The following is a 14,422-nucleotide window of genomic DNA, read 5'->3' on the forward strand; positions in this document are numbered from 1 at the left end:
TGACGAGGGGATTGGCGGGGGTGCGCTGCGGGGGAGCAGTGCTGCTATGAACCGATCATCAAATCATCGCATTAATGCGGGTTTGAGGGGAATTCAGGGACGCGGCGCCGGTGTGCGGGCGGGTGTGCGGACCGGTCTGCTGGCCACCGTCTGCCTCTCCGCCGTCGCCGCCGGCTGTGCCGGGCCGGTCGACCCCGCGCGGCCGGCTGTCGTCCCGCCCGCGCCGGGTGCCGTGCCCGTCGTCGAACACGGGGTCGGCCGCCCGCCCGAGGCGCTGCCGGTGCTGCCGGGCCTGGCCCGCAAGGAGGAGGAGGCCGGCACCGAGGCGGTCGCCCGCCAGGAGTCGGAAACCGGGGCGGCCCTGGAGACCGCGCACCGATGGGGCCTGGAGGCCCCGCCGCTGAAGGCGCCGCCACGCCCGGCGACCAGGCCGGTGCTGGCCCAGTCGCAGGGCGTGAAGCTCAAGGAGGGGCGGCCGCCGGTGGTCTACCGGGTGCCGACCGACGAGAAGGTGGTCTTCCTCACCGTCGACGACGGCTCCGAGAAGGACCCGGAGTTCTCCCGGATGGCCGACGAACTCGGCATCCCGCTCAGCACCTACATCTCCGACTACCTGGCCCGCGAGAACTACGGCTACTTCCGCGATCTGCACGCCCAGGGGGTGGAGATCAACAACCACACCATCAACCACCGCAACCTGAAGGTCCTCGACTACGGGGCCCAGCGCGACGAGATCTGCCGTCAGCAGGACCAGCTGGAGAAGCAGATCGGCGTCCGCCCCCGGCTGTTCCGGCCCCCGTACGGCGAGTACAACGACGACACGCTGCGCGCGGCGGCGTCCTGCGGGGTCCAGGCGGTGCCGCTCTGGAACGAGGAGGCCTTCCCGGACCACATGGAGTGGCGCTACGACGACCGGAAGCTCCACCCGGGCGACATCATCCTCACCCACTTCCGGGGCGTCGACCTCTGGAAGGCCTCGATGCCGGACCTGCTCCGCAAGGTCGTCAACGACGTCACCGCGCAGGGCTTCGCCCTCGGCCGACTGGACGACTACCTGTAGGAGTTCGCCCGTCGAGGGCCCCGAGGGCCCCGAGGGTCAGCCGAGCGAGAGTGCGTCGAGGTACACCCAGGCGCCCTCGTGCCGGACGAACCGGCTGTGCTCGGTGAGTACGCCCTGCTCGCGGCCCTCGGTCCAGTGCGCCCGGAAGGCGACCGTGCCCTCCGCGTGGAAGGCGCCGCCCTCGGTGGTGGACACCACCTCCAGGCCGGTCCAGCGCAGCGCCGGGTCGAAGTCCACCTCGGCGGGCCGGGTGTCCGGGTGCCAGGTGCGCAGCAGGTAGGCCTCGTCCTGGGCGGCGAAGGCGCTGTACCGCGAGCGCATCAGGGACTCGGCAGTGGTGGCCGCCGTCTGGCCGCGGTGCAGCCGCCCGCAGCAGTCGCCGTAGGCGGCGGGCAGGCCGCAGGGGCAGGGGGAGGAGGGCAGCAGCCGGGGGGTGGAGGCGGCGGCGCGGGGCGCGGGGCGACGTGGGGACATGCGGTCCATTCTCTCCCCCCGGCCCCGGACGCCCCGACCGGGGCCGGGGGGCGTCCGGGTGCGGGTGCTCAGCAGCGGGCGGAGTCCGGTTCGCCGAACCAGGCGTGCAGCGCGCGCAGCAGCCCGTCCGGATCCTCCTCCCCGGGTGCGGCGGCCCAGGCGACGTAGCCGTCCGGGCGCACCAGCAGCGCGCCGGCGGGCGGTTGCGGGCAGTCGGCCGTGAGCACGTCCACCCGGCCCTTCCAGCCGGCCGCGAGGTCGGCGAGCCGTGGTGAGCCCCCCGCGAGGTCGAGCAGCAGGGCCCGGCCGCCGCGGGCCAGTTCGGCGAGCCGGGTGGGGCCGGCGGCGGTGGTCAGCGGGAGGTCCGGCGCGAAGCCGCCGGCGAGCGGGTGCGGGCAGTCGGTGTCGTACCGGACGTCGCTGCCCGCCATGAGCGCGGCGATCCGCCCGAGGTTGTCCTGGTACGCGAGCAGTTCGCCGAACAGGGCGCGCAGGGCGGTGACGGCCGGGCCCGGGGACATCAGGGCCATCTGGGCCTGCGAGTGCATGAAGACCCGTTCGCCGACGGGGTACCGCTCGCGGTGGTAGCTGTCCAGCAGGCCGGGCGGGGCCCAGCCCTGGAGGTCGGCGGCCAGCTTCCAACCGAGGTTCGCGGCGTCCTGGAGGCCGAGGTTGAGGCCCGGACCGCCGGTGGCGGCGTGCACGTGCGCGGCGTCGCCGACCAGCAGCACCCGGCCCTCGCGGTAGCGCTCGGCGAGCCGGGTGTTGTGCCCGACCTGGCGGCGCGGGGTGTGCGCGCCGGGCGTGCCGGCCGGGGCGAGCGGCAGGTCGGCGCCGGTCACCCGGCGGACGCTGGCGCGCAGTTCGTCCAGCGTGGCCGGCACGGTCTCGTCGACGGGCGGGCCGTCCCACTCCATGGTGGCCATCATGGCGAGTTCCGGGCCCATCGGGGCGAGCACGAACACCCCGTGCGCGGTGCGGGTGTGGGTGAACGGGCGGAACGGCGTCGGGCAGCCGGGCAGCAGGACCTCGCCGGTGTCGAGCACCTGCAGCCCCTCGGGCGGGCGCACGTGGGCGATGCGCGCGACGGGGTCGGGCGAGGTGACCCCGGGGAAGCCGATCCCGGCCAGCTTGCGGACGGTGCTGCGGCCGCCGTCGGCGCCGACCAGGTAGCGGGCGCGCAGCCGCTGCGGCCCGTCCGGTCCGTGGACCTCGACGGTCACCCCCGCCTCGTCCTGGGTCAGGCCGGTGACCTCGCGGCCGTGGTGCACGGTCACGCCGAGTTCGCGGGCCCGCTCCGCCAGGGCCTGCTCGATCCGGTGCTGCGGCACCGGCAGGGCGTACAGCGGGTTTCCGTCGAGCTCCCGGAGGTCCAGCGGGAACGCGCCGAACACGAAGCGGGGCACCGGGGCCGGGGCGCCCGGGCCGCCGAGCCGCTCGTACAGGCCGCGGTGGTCCAGCAGCCGGATCACCTGGCCGACCAGCCCGTTCGCCTTCTGCTCCGACGAGCGTTCGGCCAGCCGGTCCAGCACCACCGGCCGGACTCCGGCCAGCGCCAGTTCGCAGGCCAGCATCAGGCCGTTCGGGCCGGCGCCGGCGATGATGACATCGTGGGTCATGGTAGATCCCCCTGTGCGACGGTGAGTTCACGAGGACGACGGTTCGGGGAGGCCGGCCGCCAGCTGCCGCAGCGCCTCCGCCAGGAGCGGTTGCAGCGGTACCGGCGGGTCGGCGCGCAGCCATACGTCGCTGGCCGCCCTGAGCGCGGCCAGGACGCCGGCGGCGACCAGTCTGGGGTGGAGGCCGCCGGGGTCGGCCCCGGTCCGGGCGGCCACCGCTGCGGCGAGCCCGGCCTCGGCGTCCGCGCCGGCGCGGGCCAGCTCGGCCTGGAGGGCCGGTTCGCGCAGCAGTAGCCGCACCGCGGCGGTCCACTGCGGGTCCGGTTGCTCCGCCGCGCCGTCGAAGGGCGCGAGGGTGGCCCGGGTGAGCGCCTCCCAGAGCGGTTCGGCCAAGGGCCGCTCGCGCAGCGCCTCGCCGACGAGCCGGATGCGGTCGCAGTGCCGGGAGACGATGGCCTCGGCCTTGCTGGAGAAGTAGTTGTTGTAGGTGCGCGGTGACACCCCGGCCGCGGCCGCGATGTCCTCCACCCGGACGTTCTCCAGGCCCCGTTCCACCGCCAGGCGCAGTGCGGCCCAGCTCAGTGCCTCCCGGGTCGCGGCCTTCTTCCGTTCCCGCAGACCGATCTGACTCTTCGTCATGCCAGCCACTCTCCCTGGAAACCTGCGCGCCGCGCAAGAGTGCGCGGCACGCAACTTTTTCGGAGCCGACACTCCGGGGCGGATCCGCCCCGGCGGGGTTGCGAGGAGTCGCGCGGCGGCTCGGCGAGTCGCCCTGCCCGCCCGTGTGGTCACTGATAGTAGTGGCCTGGTTGCGGAGCGGTCTCCCGCGCCGGTTCGGCGGGACGGTTCGACAGGGCGTCCCGACAGCACGCCTCGACAGGACATGAGGAGCGGTCATGGGTGGCAGACAGCGTCCGCCGGGAGCGCGGACCCCTCGGCAGGGCCGGCCCGCCGGGGGCGGCCGGGTGAACGCCCGGGCGGAGATCGCCCGGCTGGAGGGCTATCTCGCCTGGGAGGCCGAGGTGGCGGCGGCCGAACGGGACGCCCGGGCCTTCGCCGGGCAGTTCCCGTGGCTGCCCGCCGCGGAGCGGGAGAGCCTGGAGCAGGCCTACGCCGCCGACCGCCTGCGCTACGCCGAGGAGGTCGTCGACCGTGCCGTCGAGCGCTGCCGCCGACTGGCCGCCCGCTACCGCAGCGAGTGCCGCCGGATCTGCGCCCGCTGGGCCGCGCTCTGCCTCTCCGTCACCCTGGCGGCGGCGCTGTTCGCCGTCGTCCCGGCGGCCCTGCGGGCCTGAGGCCTGAGCCGGGCCGATCCGCCGGCACGCCCGAGGGCCCGCCGCGCCGATGACGGCGCAGCGGGCCCTCGGGTGTGCGCGGGGATCAGTGGTGGCCGTGGCCGCTGCTGATCTCCTGGTGCTCCTCGGCGGTGGGCTTGGCGATCTGGCTGCCCTCGCCGTAGAAGCCGCGGGACAGCTTGGCCCTCGCCCGGGCGAACAGCCCGGCCTTGCGGACCACCCCGTTCTCGTCCACCTCCGGCGGCAGGTCCTCCGGCTGCGGCTGCTCGTGCGCGGTGAGGGTGAACATCCGGCCCGGCGGGAGCGGGGCGTGCACCTCGACGAACTCGCCGTGCTGGAGCCGGTTGATGACGCCGGTCTCCCGGCCGTGCAGGACCTTCTCCTTGTCGCGCCGCTGCAGGCCCAGGCACCACCGCTTGGTGACCACGAAGACGACCACCGGCACGACGAAGAAGCCGGTGCGCACCGCGTAGGTGATCGCGTTGATCGACAGCTGGAAGTGGGTGGCGAGCAGGTCGTTGCCGCCGCCGGCCAGCAGGATCAGGTAGAGGCCGATCCAGGCCGCGCCGAAGGCCGTGCGCACCGGTGCGTTGCGCGGCCGGTCGGCGATGTGGTGCTCGCCGCGGTCCCCGGTGACCCAGGCCTCCAGGAACGGGTAGCACCAGATGATCAGCAGCACGGTCGGGAAGACCATCAGCGGGACGAACACCCCGAGGTTCAGGGTGTGGCCGCCCCAGACGCTGATCTCCCAGCCGGGCATCACGCGCACCAGGCCCTCGGAGAAGCCCATGTACCAGTCCGGCTGGGCGTCGGTGGACACCTGGTCGGGCCGGTAGGGGCCGTAGGCCCAGATCGGGTTGACGGTGGCGATCGCCGACATGAACGCGACCACGCCGAAGACCAGGAAGAAGAAGCCGCCGGCCTTGGCCATGTAGACCGGCATCAGCGGCATGCCGACCACGTTGTCGTTGGTCCGGCCGGGCCCGGCGAACTGGGTGTGCTTGTGGTAGAAGACCAGGATCAGGTGCGCCGCGAGCAGGCCCACCATGACCCCCGGGATCAGCAGCACGTGCACGGTGAACAGCCGCGGCACGATGTCCTGGCCGGGGAACTCGCCGCCGAACATGAAGAACTGCAGGTACGAGCCGACGATCGGCACGGCCAGGACGGCGCCCTCCATGAACCGGATGCCGGTGCCGGAGAGCAGGTCGTCCGGCAGCGAGTAGCCCATGAAGCCGTCGAACATGCCGAGGAACAGCAGTAGCGCGCCGAAGACCCAGTTGATCTCGCGGGGCTTGCGGAACGCGCCGGTGAAGAAGACGCGCATCATGTGCGTCAGCATCGAGGCGACGAACACGATCGCCGCCCAGTGGTGGACCTGGCGCATCAGCAGGCCGCCGCGCACCTCGAAGCTGATGTCGATGGTCGAGGCGTAGGCCTCCGACATCTGGATGCCCTTGAGCGGGACGTACGAGCCGTCGTAGATGACCTCGCCCATGCTCGGCTTGAAGAAGAGGGTCAGCCAGACGCCGGTGATGATGATGATGACGAAGGTGTAGAGCGCGATCTCGCCCAGCATGAAGGACCAGTGGTCCGGGAAGATCTTGCGCAGATTGGCCTTGGCCAGGGAGTAGATGCCGACCCGGCCGTCGGTCCAGTCGGCCAGGGCCTCGGCCTTGTTCGCGGGGTTGGCGCGCGTGCTGGTCACCGGTCCCGGCTGCGACTGCTGGTCGGTTCTCACGACGGGCTCCCCGGCGTCCTCGGCGTGCCGGGCTGGAGGCCCGCCGGCAAAGACGCCGGCCGGCGAAGTGTTGTGATCATGGGACCTCTCGATACGGGCCCGCCGGCTGAACCGGCACGCGGAGCGGGTGACCCACTGGCCCGTTGCTCAGGGTGATGGAGCGCTTACTCTGTCATGCTGTCGGCAGGGGGCCGACTGTGCACGTCCATCGGTCCGTACGGCCGCTCGTGTCGGTCCGTACGGGGGGTCCTGGCGCCTGATCGGCCGCCGGACGGGTGGCGGTGCTGCGCCCGGGTGCCGCTGAACCGTTTCGGCGCGCGCCGCGTCCGGAGGTCGCGCGATCCCGGGCCTACGCTGCGCCAATGGTGGATCACCCTGAACTCTTCGAGGACGTCACCGCGGCCCTCGCCCGCGCCGGGATCGACGCCGGGCCGGGCCCGTCCCTGCTGCGGATCGGCCATCGGTCGCCGGGGGTGGCGGTCGGCTGGTCGCCGGGGGAGGGGCCGGACGGGCCGCCCTCCCGGGGAGCGCGCGAGGCGGTCAGCGGTGCGGCCGCCGTCGTGCTGCGCGAGTGCGGCTACCTGGTCGCCGAGACGGGCGGCGGCGAGCTGCTGGTGACGCCCGCCGCCGCGCCGGTGGCGGTGCCGGCGGAGCCGGAGACGGTGCCGGAGCAGTGGTGGGGCTGAGCCGGGCCGGCTCGGCAGCCCTCATACCGAACCCTTACCTGAACGGGGGGTGCTGTTGACCACGACGGCTCTAAGGTTTGCCTAAGCTAAGTCGAAGCGCCCCGGACCCTCGTGTCCGGGGCGTTCGGCTGTGCCGCGCCGCCGCCACCCGCGGCGGGCCGCCGAGTTCAGGTACGACCCGGGGTGACCGGGGGAGGAGCCCGCTGCATGTGGGATGAGGCGTTTCCCAGCTTTCTGATCGGGCTGCGCGAAGGTCTGGAAGCCGGACTGATCGTGTCGATCCTGGTCGCCACGCTCGTCCGGTTCGGGCACAAGGCCCGGTTGCCGCAGGTGTGGACCGGCGTCGCGGCGGCGATCGCGCTCAGCCTCAGCTTCGGCGCGGTGCTCACCTTCACCGCCGCCAACCTCTCCGGCCACGCCCAGGAGGCGTTCGGCGGGGTGCTGAGCCTGATCGCGGTCGGCTTCGTCACCGCGATGGTGTTCTGGATGCGCCGCTCGGCGCGCACCCTCTCCGCCGAGCTGAAGGAGAAGGTCCAGGCCTCGCTGGCGATGGGCGCCGGCGCGCTGGTGCTCACCAGCTTCCTGGCCGTCGGCCGCGAAGGCCTGGAGACCTCGCTCTTCCTGTGGACCAACGTGCGCACCGCCGGGGAGTCCACCGGGCCGCTGCTCGGCGCGGCCGTCGGCCTGGTGCTCTCGGCCGGCCTCTGCTGGGGCCTGTACCGGCGGGCGCTGAAGATGAACCTCACCCGGTTCTTCACCATCACCGGCGCCGGCCTGATCGTGGTCGCGGCGGGCGTGCTCGGCTACGGCCTGCGCGACCTGCAGGAGTCCGGGCTGGTCGGCGGCGGCAGCTCGTACGCGTTCGACCTGAGCGGCCACCTGGACGCCTCCTCCTGGTACGCCACGCTGGTGCAGGGCACCCTCAACCTGACCGTCACCATGACGGTCCTCCAGGTCGTCGGCTACCTCGCCTACCTGTGCATCGTGATGACGCTGTTCGTCGAGGGCGTCCGCGGTGGCAAGACCGCTCCGGCCCCCGGGAAGGCGGCGCAGGGAGAGAAGGCCGGGGCGGCCGCGGCCGCGCCCGAGGCCGCCGGGCCGGTGCGGTCCGGACGGCCGCGCTGGGCCGTGCCGACCGCGCTGGTCGCGGTGCCGGTGGTGATCGCCGGGGCCGTGATCGCGGTCAGCGACGGCAAGCAGAGCAGCTCCGCAACCGTGTCCGTCTCCGAGCAGGAGTGCGGCAAGGGCTTCAGCACCCCGCTGCCCGGCCAGCAGGTGTTCCAGATGCACAACACCGGCGACAAGGTCTCCGAGGTCTACCTGGTCAACCCGGCCAGCGGCGCCGTCTACGGCGAGATCGAGGGCCTGGCCCCCGGCACCACCCGCGCGCTGACCGCGACCATCGGCTCCGGCGACTACGCCTGGCGCTGCGTACCCACCGGCGGCACCTCCGTCACCTCGGCCGCCGTGCACGTCACCGGCGGCGGCCAGGTCAAGGCCGTCAAGCCGGTCGCCGAGGACGACCTCAAGGGCCCGCTCGACGCCTACAAGGACTACGTCGACAAGGGCCTCGCGACCCTGCTGACGCAGACCCAGAAGCTCCAGGCCGACGTCCACGGCGGCGACCTCGCCACCGCCAAGGCCGACTGGCTCACCGCCCACCTCCAGTACGCCTCGCTCGGCGCCGCCTACGGCACCTTCGCCGACCTCGACGGCAAGATCGACGGCCGGCCCGACGGGCTCGCCGACAAGGCCCAGGACAAGGACTTCACCGGCTTCCTGCGCCTGGAGTACGGCCTCTGGCACGGCCAGTCCGCCGCCGACCTGACGCCCGTCGCCGACCAACTGGCCGCCGACGTCGCCAAGCTCGGGCAGGACTTCCCCGGCCAGGACTTCGACCCCGGAGACCTCCCGCTGCGCGCCCACGAGATCCTGGAGAACACCCTCCAGTTCGAGCTCACCGGCGACACCGACCAGGGCAGCGGCACCAACCTGGCCACCACCCAGGCCAACCTGGCCGGCACCCGGGAACTGCTGACCGTCCTGCAGCCGCTGCTCGACGAGCGCGACCCGCAGCTGCTCACCCGCGTCGACGCGGGGATGAAGCGGGTCGGCGACCTGGTCGCCGCCGCCCACAAGCCCGAGGGCTGGACCGCGCTGGAGCAGCTCCCCGCCGACGCCCGCCGCCAGCTCAACGGCGCCACCGGCGAGCTGCTCGAAGACCTCGCCCCCATCCCCGCCCTGCTCGAGATCCGGAAGGCCGCCTGATGACCGACCACACCGCTGCCACCGGAGGCTCCTGCCCGTTCCCGCACGCCGCCGCGCCCGCCCCGGCCGTCGCCGAGGGCGGCTGCCCGGCCGGCCCGGCCCGCCGCAGCTTCGTCCGGACCGCCCTCGGCGCCTCCGCCGGGGCGGCCGTCCTGGCGGGCGGGGCGTTCACCCTGGCCGCCGGCCCGGCCTCCGCCGGGGACAGCCGCCAGGCGAAGAGCGGGGCCGTCCCGTTCCACGGCGACCACCAGGCCGGCGTCACCACCCCGGCCCCCGGCTACGCGGCCTTCCTGTCCTGCCAGGTGATAGCCCAGGACCGCAAGGGCCTAGAGGACCTCCTCAAGACCCTGACCGAGCGGATCCGCTTCCTCACCGCCGGCGGCACCCCGCCCGACCTCGGCGTCGGCGCGCCGCCCGCCGACAGCGGCATCCTCGGCCCCACCGTGCCCACCGACAACCTGACCGTCACGGTCGGCGTCGGCGCCTCGCTGTTCGACGACCGGTACGGGCTGGCCAAGGCCAAGCCGACCAAGCTGGCCCCGATGAAGACCTTCCCCAACGACAATCTGCAGGCCGCCGAACTCCACGGCGACCTCTCGCTGCAGATCTGCGCCGACCGCCAGGACACCGTGCTGCACGCGCTGCGCGACATCACCCGGCACACCCGCGGCGCGATGCAGATCCTCTGGCGGATCGACGGCTTCCAGAACGAGTCCCGCCCGGACGGCGCCCAGCGCAACCTGCTCGGCTTCAAGGACGGCATAGTCAACCCCGACACCACCTCCGCCCGCGAGATGGACCGGCTGATCTGGGTCACCGACGGACTGGGCGAGCCCGCCTGGGCGACCGGCGGCAGCTACCAGGTGATCCGGATCATCCGGATGCTGATCGAGTTCTGGGACCGCGTCACCCTCGCCGAGCAGGAGAAGATGTTCGGCCGCCGCCGCGACACCGGCGCGCCGTTGGACGGCCGCCAGGAGACCGACGCGCCGGACTACGGCAAGGACCCGGAGGGCAAGGCGATCCCGCTCAAGGCGCACATCCGGCTCGCCAACCCGCGCACCGCCGACACCGACACCTCGCGCATCCTGCGCCGCGGCTTCAACTACGACCGGGGCGTCGACAAGGCCGGCAACCTGGACATGGGCCTGGTGTTCTGCTGCTACCAGCAGGACGTGGTGCGGCAGTTCGAGGCCACCCAGACCCGGCTCATCGACGAGCCGCTGGTCGACTACATCTCGCCGACCGGCGGCGGGTACTTCTTCGTCCTGCCGGGCGTGAAGGACAACGCCGACTGGCTCGGACGCGGGCTGCTCGCGGCGGTTTGACGGCGGTCTCACGGCGGCGTTGCGCGGACGGCGGTTTCGAGGACACGCCCTACGGGCCGAGGGTGAAGCCGATCACGGCGCCGCCGCCGTCCCGGTTGGCGGCGAAGGCCTCGCCGCCGTGCGAGCCGGCCACCTCGTGCACGATGGCCAGGCCCAGCCCCGAACCGGGCAGGCTGCGCGCGGCGGTGGCCCGGTAGAAGCGGTCGAAGACCCGGGAGAGGTCGGCCTCGTCGATCCCCGGCCCGCCGTCGCGCACCTCGACCCGGCGGCCGCGCACCACCACCTCGATCGGGGCCGTCCCGGCCGGGTCGAACTTGGCGGCGTTGTCCAGCAGGTTGCCCACCGCCCGGGCCAGCGCGTCCGGGCGGGCCGTGACCACCGTGTCGTCGGCGTCCACGGTGATCTCCCGGCCGCTGCGCCGCCGGGCCTGTGCGGCGGCCTCGCGCACCAGCTCGGCCAGCACCAGCTCGGTCGGTTCCTCGTCGGCCTTCCGGTCCGCGGCGAGCGCCACCAGCTCCTCCACCAGCAGCGTCAACTCCCGTGCCTCCTCGGCCAGATCGGCCATCAGTGCGGCCTGTTCGGCGGGCGGCAGGCGGTCCAGGCTGGGCAGGACCGAGAGGTTGGTGCGCAGGCTGGTCAGCGGGGTGCGTAGCTCGTGCCCGGCGTCCTGGACGAGCCGGCGCTGGTTCTCCTTCGCCGTGGCGAGCCGGCCCAGCATCCGGTCGAAGGCCCGGCCGAGCCGGCCGACCTCGTCCGTCCCGGCGGCCGGCACCGGAACGTCCAACCGTCCGCTGGCGGCAACCAGTTCGGCCGCGTCGGTGAGCCGGACCAGTCGGCCGGTGATCCGCCGGGCGAGCAGCCAGCCGGCCCCGCCCGCGAGCACCGCGACCACCGCCACCGACACCCCGGTACGGATCCGCAGCGTCGCCAGCAGGTGCTCGGTGGGGCTCAGTTGCTGGGCGATCTGGACCGCGCCGCGGCCGCCGCCGAGCGAGACCACGGCCACCCGGTAGGTGTCGCCGTGCACGGGCCGAAGTCCGGACGAGGCCTGGCCGGGGGCGTCGGAGCGGGCGAGGGAGCGGTCCTCCGGGGTCGGCCGGAGGTCGATCCGGGCGGTGCCGGGCAGCACCTCCCCGTCGGGGCCGAGGGACTGCGAGGTGACCCGGATCGGGCGCAGCAGATCCTCGCTCAGGCCGCTCGTGCCGTTGAAGTCACCGGGGAACAGCATCTCCCGGCCGACCTGCTGGTGCACCGCCTGGACGGCCGCGGTGAAGTCGGCGGCCTCATCGTCCCGGATCAGCCGGGCGGCGGAGCGGTAGCCGAGCGCGCCGATCAGCACCGCGACCAGGGCGGCCATCGCGGCGAAGGCGAGCGAGACGGTGGTGCGCAGCCCCGGGCGCGGCCACAGCAGCCGCGGCCGCGGCCGGCCACGGCCGGTCACGACTCGCGCAGCGTGTAGCCGACGCCGCGGATGGTGTGGATCAGCGGTGTCAGGCCGGGCCGGTCCAGCTTGCGGCGCAGGTAGCCGATGAACACCGCGAGGTTCTTCGAGCCGGGGCCGAAGTCGTAGCCCCAGATCTGCTCGTACACCGTGGCCTGGTCGAGCACCGAGCCCGCGTGCCGGGTCAGCAGCTCCAGCAGGTCGAACTCGGTCCGGGAGAGCTCCAGCTCCTGCCCGGCCCGCCAGGCCCGCCGGGCGTGCGGCTCGACCCGCAGGTCGGCCACCGCGAGGACGCCGCCGCCGGCGGGTTCGGGCGGGCTGCGGCGCAGCAGGGCGCGCAGGCGGGCGAACAGCTCGTCCACGTCGAAGGGCTTGACCAGGTAGTCGTCGGCCCCGGCGTCGAGCCCGGCGATCCGGTCCGGGACCTCGACCCGGGCGGTGAGCATCAGGACCGGGGTGCGGTCGCCGTCGGCGCGCAGGCGGCGGCAGACCTCCAGGCCGTCCGGGCCGGGCATCATCACGTCCAGCACCAGCAGGTCCGGGCGCTGCTCCGTGAGGGCGGCCAGGGTCTGCGCGCCGTCCGCGGCGGTGCTCACCCGGTAGCCCTCCAGCTGGAGGGCGCGGGTGAGGGAGTCGCGGATGGCCCGGTCGTCCTCGGCGATCAGCACGGTGTGGGTCATGGCCCCGATTCTCCCCGGCGCGCCCGCGGCGGCGTCCGGCGGGTCCGGGCGACGGCCTCCGTCGGGTCCCTGGGTCCGCGGGTCCGGGCCCGGCCGGTGGCCGTACCGGCTGCGGCTTTCGCAGCGCCGGGGACGGGCGTACGGTGGCCACACGGTGGCGTGTCCGCCGGGGGTGCCACCGGGTCCTTGTCGGCACACCCCGCCGGAGGCCGCGATGGCAGACCGGATGGCCTTCCTCACCACCCCGCGCGCCGAGCGCGAGCGGCGGGACGCACAGCAGCGGCTGGGGGACTCCCGGGAGGTGTACCGGCCGCGGGCGCCACTGCCGGTGGTGGGCGGGCAGGCGGGCCGCTGCATGGACTGCGGGCTGCCGTTCTGCCACCACGCCTGCCCGCTGGGAAACCTGGTGCCGGAGTGGAACCGGCTGGTGGCGGACGCGGACTGGCGGGCCGCCGCCGCCCGGCTGCTGGCGACCAACAACTTCCCCGAGTTCACCGGACGGCTCTGCCCGGCGCCCTGCGAGAGCGCGTGCGTGCTGGCCATCGACGGCGCGGCGGTGACGATCAAGAACGTCGAGCTGGCGATCACCGACCGGGCCTGGGAAGAGGGCTGGGACCTGCCGCAGCCGCCCGAGCGGAGCGCCGGGCGGCGGGTGGCCGTGGTCGGGTCGGGCCCGGCCGGCCTGGCCGCCGCGCAACAGCTGACCCGGGCCGGGTACGCCACCACGGTGTACGAGCGGGCCGACCGCCTAGGCGGGCTGCTGCGCTACGGGATCCCGCCGTTCCGGCTGGAGAAGCACCGGCTGGACCGGCGGCTCGACCAGATGCGGGCCGAGGGCACGGACTTCCGCACCGGGGTGTTCGTCGGCCGGGACCTCGCGGCCGGGGAACTGCGGGCCGGGTGCGACGCGCTGGTGGTGGCGGTCGGCGCGACCGCCTGCCGGGAGCTGGCGGTGCCGGGGTGCGGCCTGCCCGGCGTGCACCAGGCGATCGACTACCTGACCTGGGCGAACCGGGTCGACGAGGGCGACCGCGCGGCCCCGCCGGTGTCCGCCGAGGGCCGGCACGTGGTGATCGTCGGCGGCGGGGACACCGCAGCCGACTGCCTGGGGACGGCGCTGCGCCAGGGCGCGGCCTCCGTCACCCAGCTCGACATCAACCCGTGCCCGCCGGTGTGCCGGGCGCCGGGGCAGCCCTGGCCCGTCCACCCGAAGGTGTACCGGGAGACCACCTCGCACGAGGAGTCGGGGGCCACGGCGGCCGGGCCCCGGGTGTTCGCGGCGACCACGCTCGGCTTCGAGGCCGGACCGGACGGCCGGCTGGCCGCCGTCCGCTTCGCCGAGGCCGAACCGGCCGACCGCAGCCCCCGGGCCGGCACCGAGCGGAGCGTCCCGGCCGAGCTGGTGCTGCTCGCGCTGGGCTTCAGCGGCCCGGAGCCGGACCAGGGGCTGATCACCCAACTCGGCCTCGCCACCGGCCCGGACGGCGCCCTGGCCCGGGACGACGACTTCGCCACCGGCGCGCCGGGCGTCTTCGTCGCCGGGGACGCCGGGCGCGGGCAGTCACTGATCGTGTGGGCGATCGCCGAGGGGCGGGCGGCGGCCGCGGCGGTGGACCGCCATCTGCGCGGCGGCACCGAACTCCCGGCGCCGATCCGGGCGTCGGCGCGGGCGCTCACGCTCTGAGGGGCGTACGGGCGTTCACGCTCTGAGGGGCGTACGGGCGTTCACGCTCTGAGGGGCGTGCGGGCGCTCATGCTCTGGGCGTCGGCGCGGGCGCTCACGCTCTGAGGGGCGTGCGGGCGGGCCCGGCAGCCCTGCCGCACTTCCTC

Annotated in this window: 12 protein-coding genes; 6 read left to right on the plus strand and 6 right to left on the minus strand. The window is 74.3% G+C overall.

The features are described from left to right. Nucleotides 1-82 precede the first annotated feature (82 nt). On the plus strand, nt 83-1,060 hold the full coding sequence (locus ACFWPI_RS11080; RefSeq protein WP_380371172.1) for a polysaccharide deacetylase family protein: 978 nt from the start codon (nt 83-85) through the stop codon (nt 1,058-1,060). A gap of 36 nt (nt 1,061-1,096) precedes the next feature. Here the strand turns inward: ACFWPI_RS11080 and ACFWPI_RS11085 are convergent, their stop codons facing one another. The 3 genes from ACFWPI_RS11085 to ACFWPI_RS11095 form a co-directional block, all read right to left on the minus strand. Beyond that, nucleotides 1,097-1,534 carry a YchJ family protein gene (locus ACFWPI_RS11085; RefSeq protein ID WP_380371169.1) on the minus strand — a complete coding sequence of 146 codons (438 nt, stop codon included), beginning with the start codon at nt 1,532-1,534 and terminating at the stop codon, nt 1,097-1,099. 68 nt (nt 1,535-1,602) lie between these two features. Further along, complete coding sequence (locus tag ACFWPI_RS11090; RefSeq protein ID WP_380371166.1) at nt 1,603-3,153, minus strand: FAD-dependent monooxygenase; 1,551 nt, start codon at nt 3,151-3,153, stop codon at nt 1,603-1,605. Between the two features lie 27 nt (nt 3,154-3,180). Continuing rightward, nucleotides 3,181-3,792, minus strand: a complete 612-nt coding sequence (locus ACFWPI_RS11095) for a TetR family transcriptional regulator (protein WP_380371164.1) — start codon at nt 3,790-3,792, stop codon at nt 3,181-3,183. 257 nt (nt 3,793-4,049) lie between these two features. Between ACFWPI_RS11095 and ACFWPI_RS11100 the strand changes: the two genes are divergently transcribed. Then, complete coding sequence (locus tag ACFWPI_RS11100; protein WP_159398309.1) at nt 4,050-4,448, plus strand: cytochrome C oxidase subunit I; 399 nt, start codon at nt 4,050-4,052, stop codon at nt 4,446-4,448. An 85-nt stretch (nt 4,449-4,533) separates the two neighbouring features. On the opposite strand, the gene ACFWPI_RS11105 is transcribed toward ACFWPI_RS11100, so the two are convergent. Beyond that, nucleotides 4,534-6,156 (minus strand): cytochrome bc complex cytochrome b subunit, encoded by a 1,623-nt coding sequence (locus ACFWPI_RS11105; RefSeq protein ID WP_380371184.1) that lies wholly within the window; start codon nt 6,154-6,156, stop codon nt 4,534-4,536. Between the two features lie 395 nt (nt 6,157-6,551). Between ACFWPI_RS11105 and ACFWPI_RS11110 the strand changes: the two genes are divergently transcribed. From ACFWPI_RS11110 to efeB, 3 genes are all read left to right on the plus strand, one after another. After that, complete coding sequence (locus ACFWPI_RS11110) at nt 6,552-6,875, plus strand: hypothetical protein (protein WP_380371161.1); 324 nt, start codon at nt 6,552-6,554, stop codon at nt 6,873-6,875. A 207-nt stretch (nt 6,876-7,082) separates the two neighbouring features. Further along, on the plus strand, nt 7,083-9,143 hold the full coding sequence (gene efeU, locus ACFWPI_RS11115) for an iron uptake transporter permease EfeU (protein WP_380371158.1): 2,061 nt from the start codon (nt 7,083-7,085) through the stop codon (nt 9,141-9,143). Then, nucleotides 9,143-10,471, plus strand: coding sequence for an iron uptake transporter deferrochelatase/peroxidase subunit (efeB, locus tag ACFWPI_RS11120; protein ID WP_380371155.1), 1,329 nt, complete (start codon nt 9,143-9,145; stop codon nt 10,469-10,471). Before efeU ends, efeB begins: the two co-directional genes overlap by 1 nt. A 49-nt stretch (nt 10,472-10,520) precedes the next feature. Here efeB and ACFWPI_RS11125 read toward each other — a convergent pair whose 3' ends face one another. Further along, the gene (locus tag ACFWPI_RS11125) at nt 10,521-11,912 is read right to left on the minus strand and encodes a sensor histidine kinase (RefSeq protein ID WP_380371153.1); all 1,392 of its coding nucleotides are present in this window, start codon (nt 11,910-11,912) and stop codon (nt 10,521-10,523) included. Then, the gene (locus ACFWPI_RS11130; RefSeq protein WP_380371150.1) at nt 11,909-12,592 is read right to left on the minus strand and encodes a response regulator transcription factor; all 684 of its coding nucleotides are present in this window, start codon (nt 12,590-12,592) and stop codon (nt 11,909-11,911) included. The genes ACFWPI_RS11125 and ACFWPI_RS11130 overlap by 4 nt, the downstream gene beginning before the upstream one ends. A 214-nt stretch (nt 12,593-12,806) precedes the next feature. On the opposite strand from ACFWPI_RS11130, the gene ACFWPI_RS11135 reads away from it, so the two are divergent. Beyond that, nucleotides 12,807-14,276 (plus strand): glutamate synthase subunit beta, encoded by a 1,470-nt coding sequence (locus ACFWPI_RS11135; RefSeq protein ID WP_380371148.1) that lies wholly within the window; start codon nt 12,807-12,809, stop codon nt 14,274-14,276. Nucleotides 14,277-14,422: the final 146 nt, after the last annotated feature.

This window comes from Kitasatospora sp. NPDC058492, assembly GCF_042720685.1.
In the GTDB taxonomy this organism is placed as follows: Bacteria; Actinomycetota; Actinomycetes; order Streptomycetales; family Streptomycetaceae; genus Kitasatospora.

What these genes read in the sequence shown, in the direction of transcription:
- ACFWPI_RS11085 (WP_380371169.1), bottom strand. Translation starts at nt 1,534, where the DNA reads ATGTCCCCACGTCGCCCCGCGCCCCGCGCCGCCGCCTCCACCCCCCGG.
- ACFWPI_RS11090 (WP_380371166.1), bottom strand. Translation starts at nt 3,153, where the DNA reads ATGACCCACGATGTCATCATCGCCGGCGCCGGCCCGAACGGCCTGATG.
- ACFWPI_RS11095 (WP_380371164.1), bottom strand. Translation starts at nt 3,792, where the DNA reads ATGACGAAGAGTCAGATCGGTCTGCGGGAACGGAAGAAGGCCGCGACC.
- ACFWPI_RS11100 (WP_159398309.1), top strand. Translation starts at nt 4,050, where the DNA reads ATGGGTGGCAGACAGCGTCCGCCGGGAGCGCGGACCCCTCGGCAGGGC.
- ACFWPI_RS11110 (WP_380371161.1), top strand. Translation starts at nt 6,552, where the DNA reads ATGGTGGATCACCCTGAACTCTTCGAGGACGTCACCGCGGCCCTCGCC.
- efeU (WP_380371158.1), top strand. Translation starts at nt 7,083, where the DNA reads ATGTGGGATGAGGCGTTTCCCAGCTTTCTGATCGGGCTGCGCGAAGGT.
- efeB (WP_380371155.1), top strand. Translation starts at nt 9,143, where the DNA reads ATGACCGACCACACCGCTGCCACCGGAGGCTCCTGCCCGTTCCCGCAC.
- ACFWPI_RS11130 (WP_380371150.1), bottom strand. Translation starts at nt 12,592, where the DNA reads ATGACCCACACCGTGCTGATCGCCGAGGACGACCGGGCCATCCGCGAC.
- ACFWPI_RS11135 (WP_380371148.1), top strand. Translation starts at nt 12,807, where the DNA reads ATGGCAGACCGGATGGCCTTCCTCACCACCCCGCGCGCCGAGCGCGAG.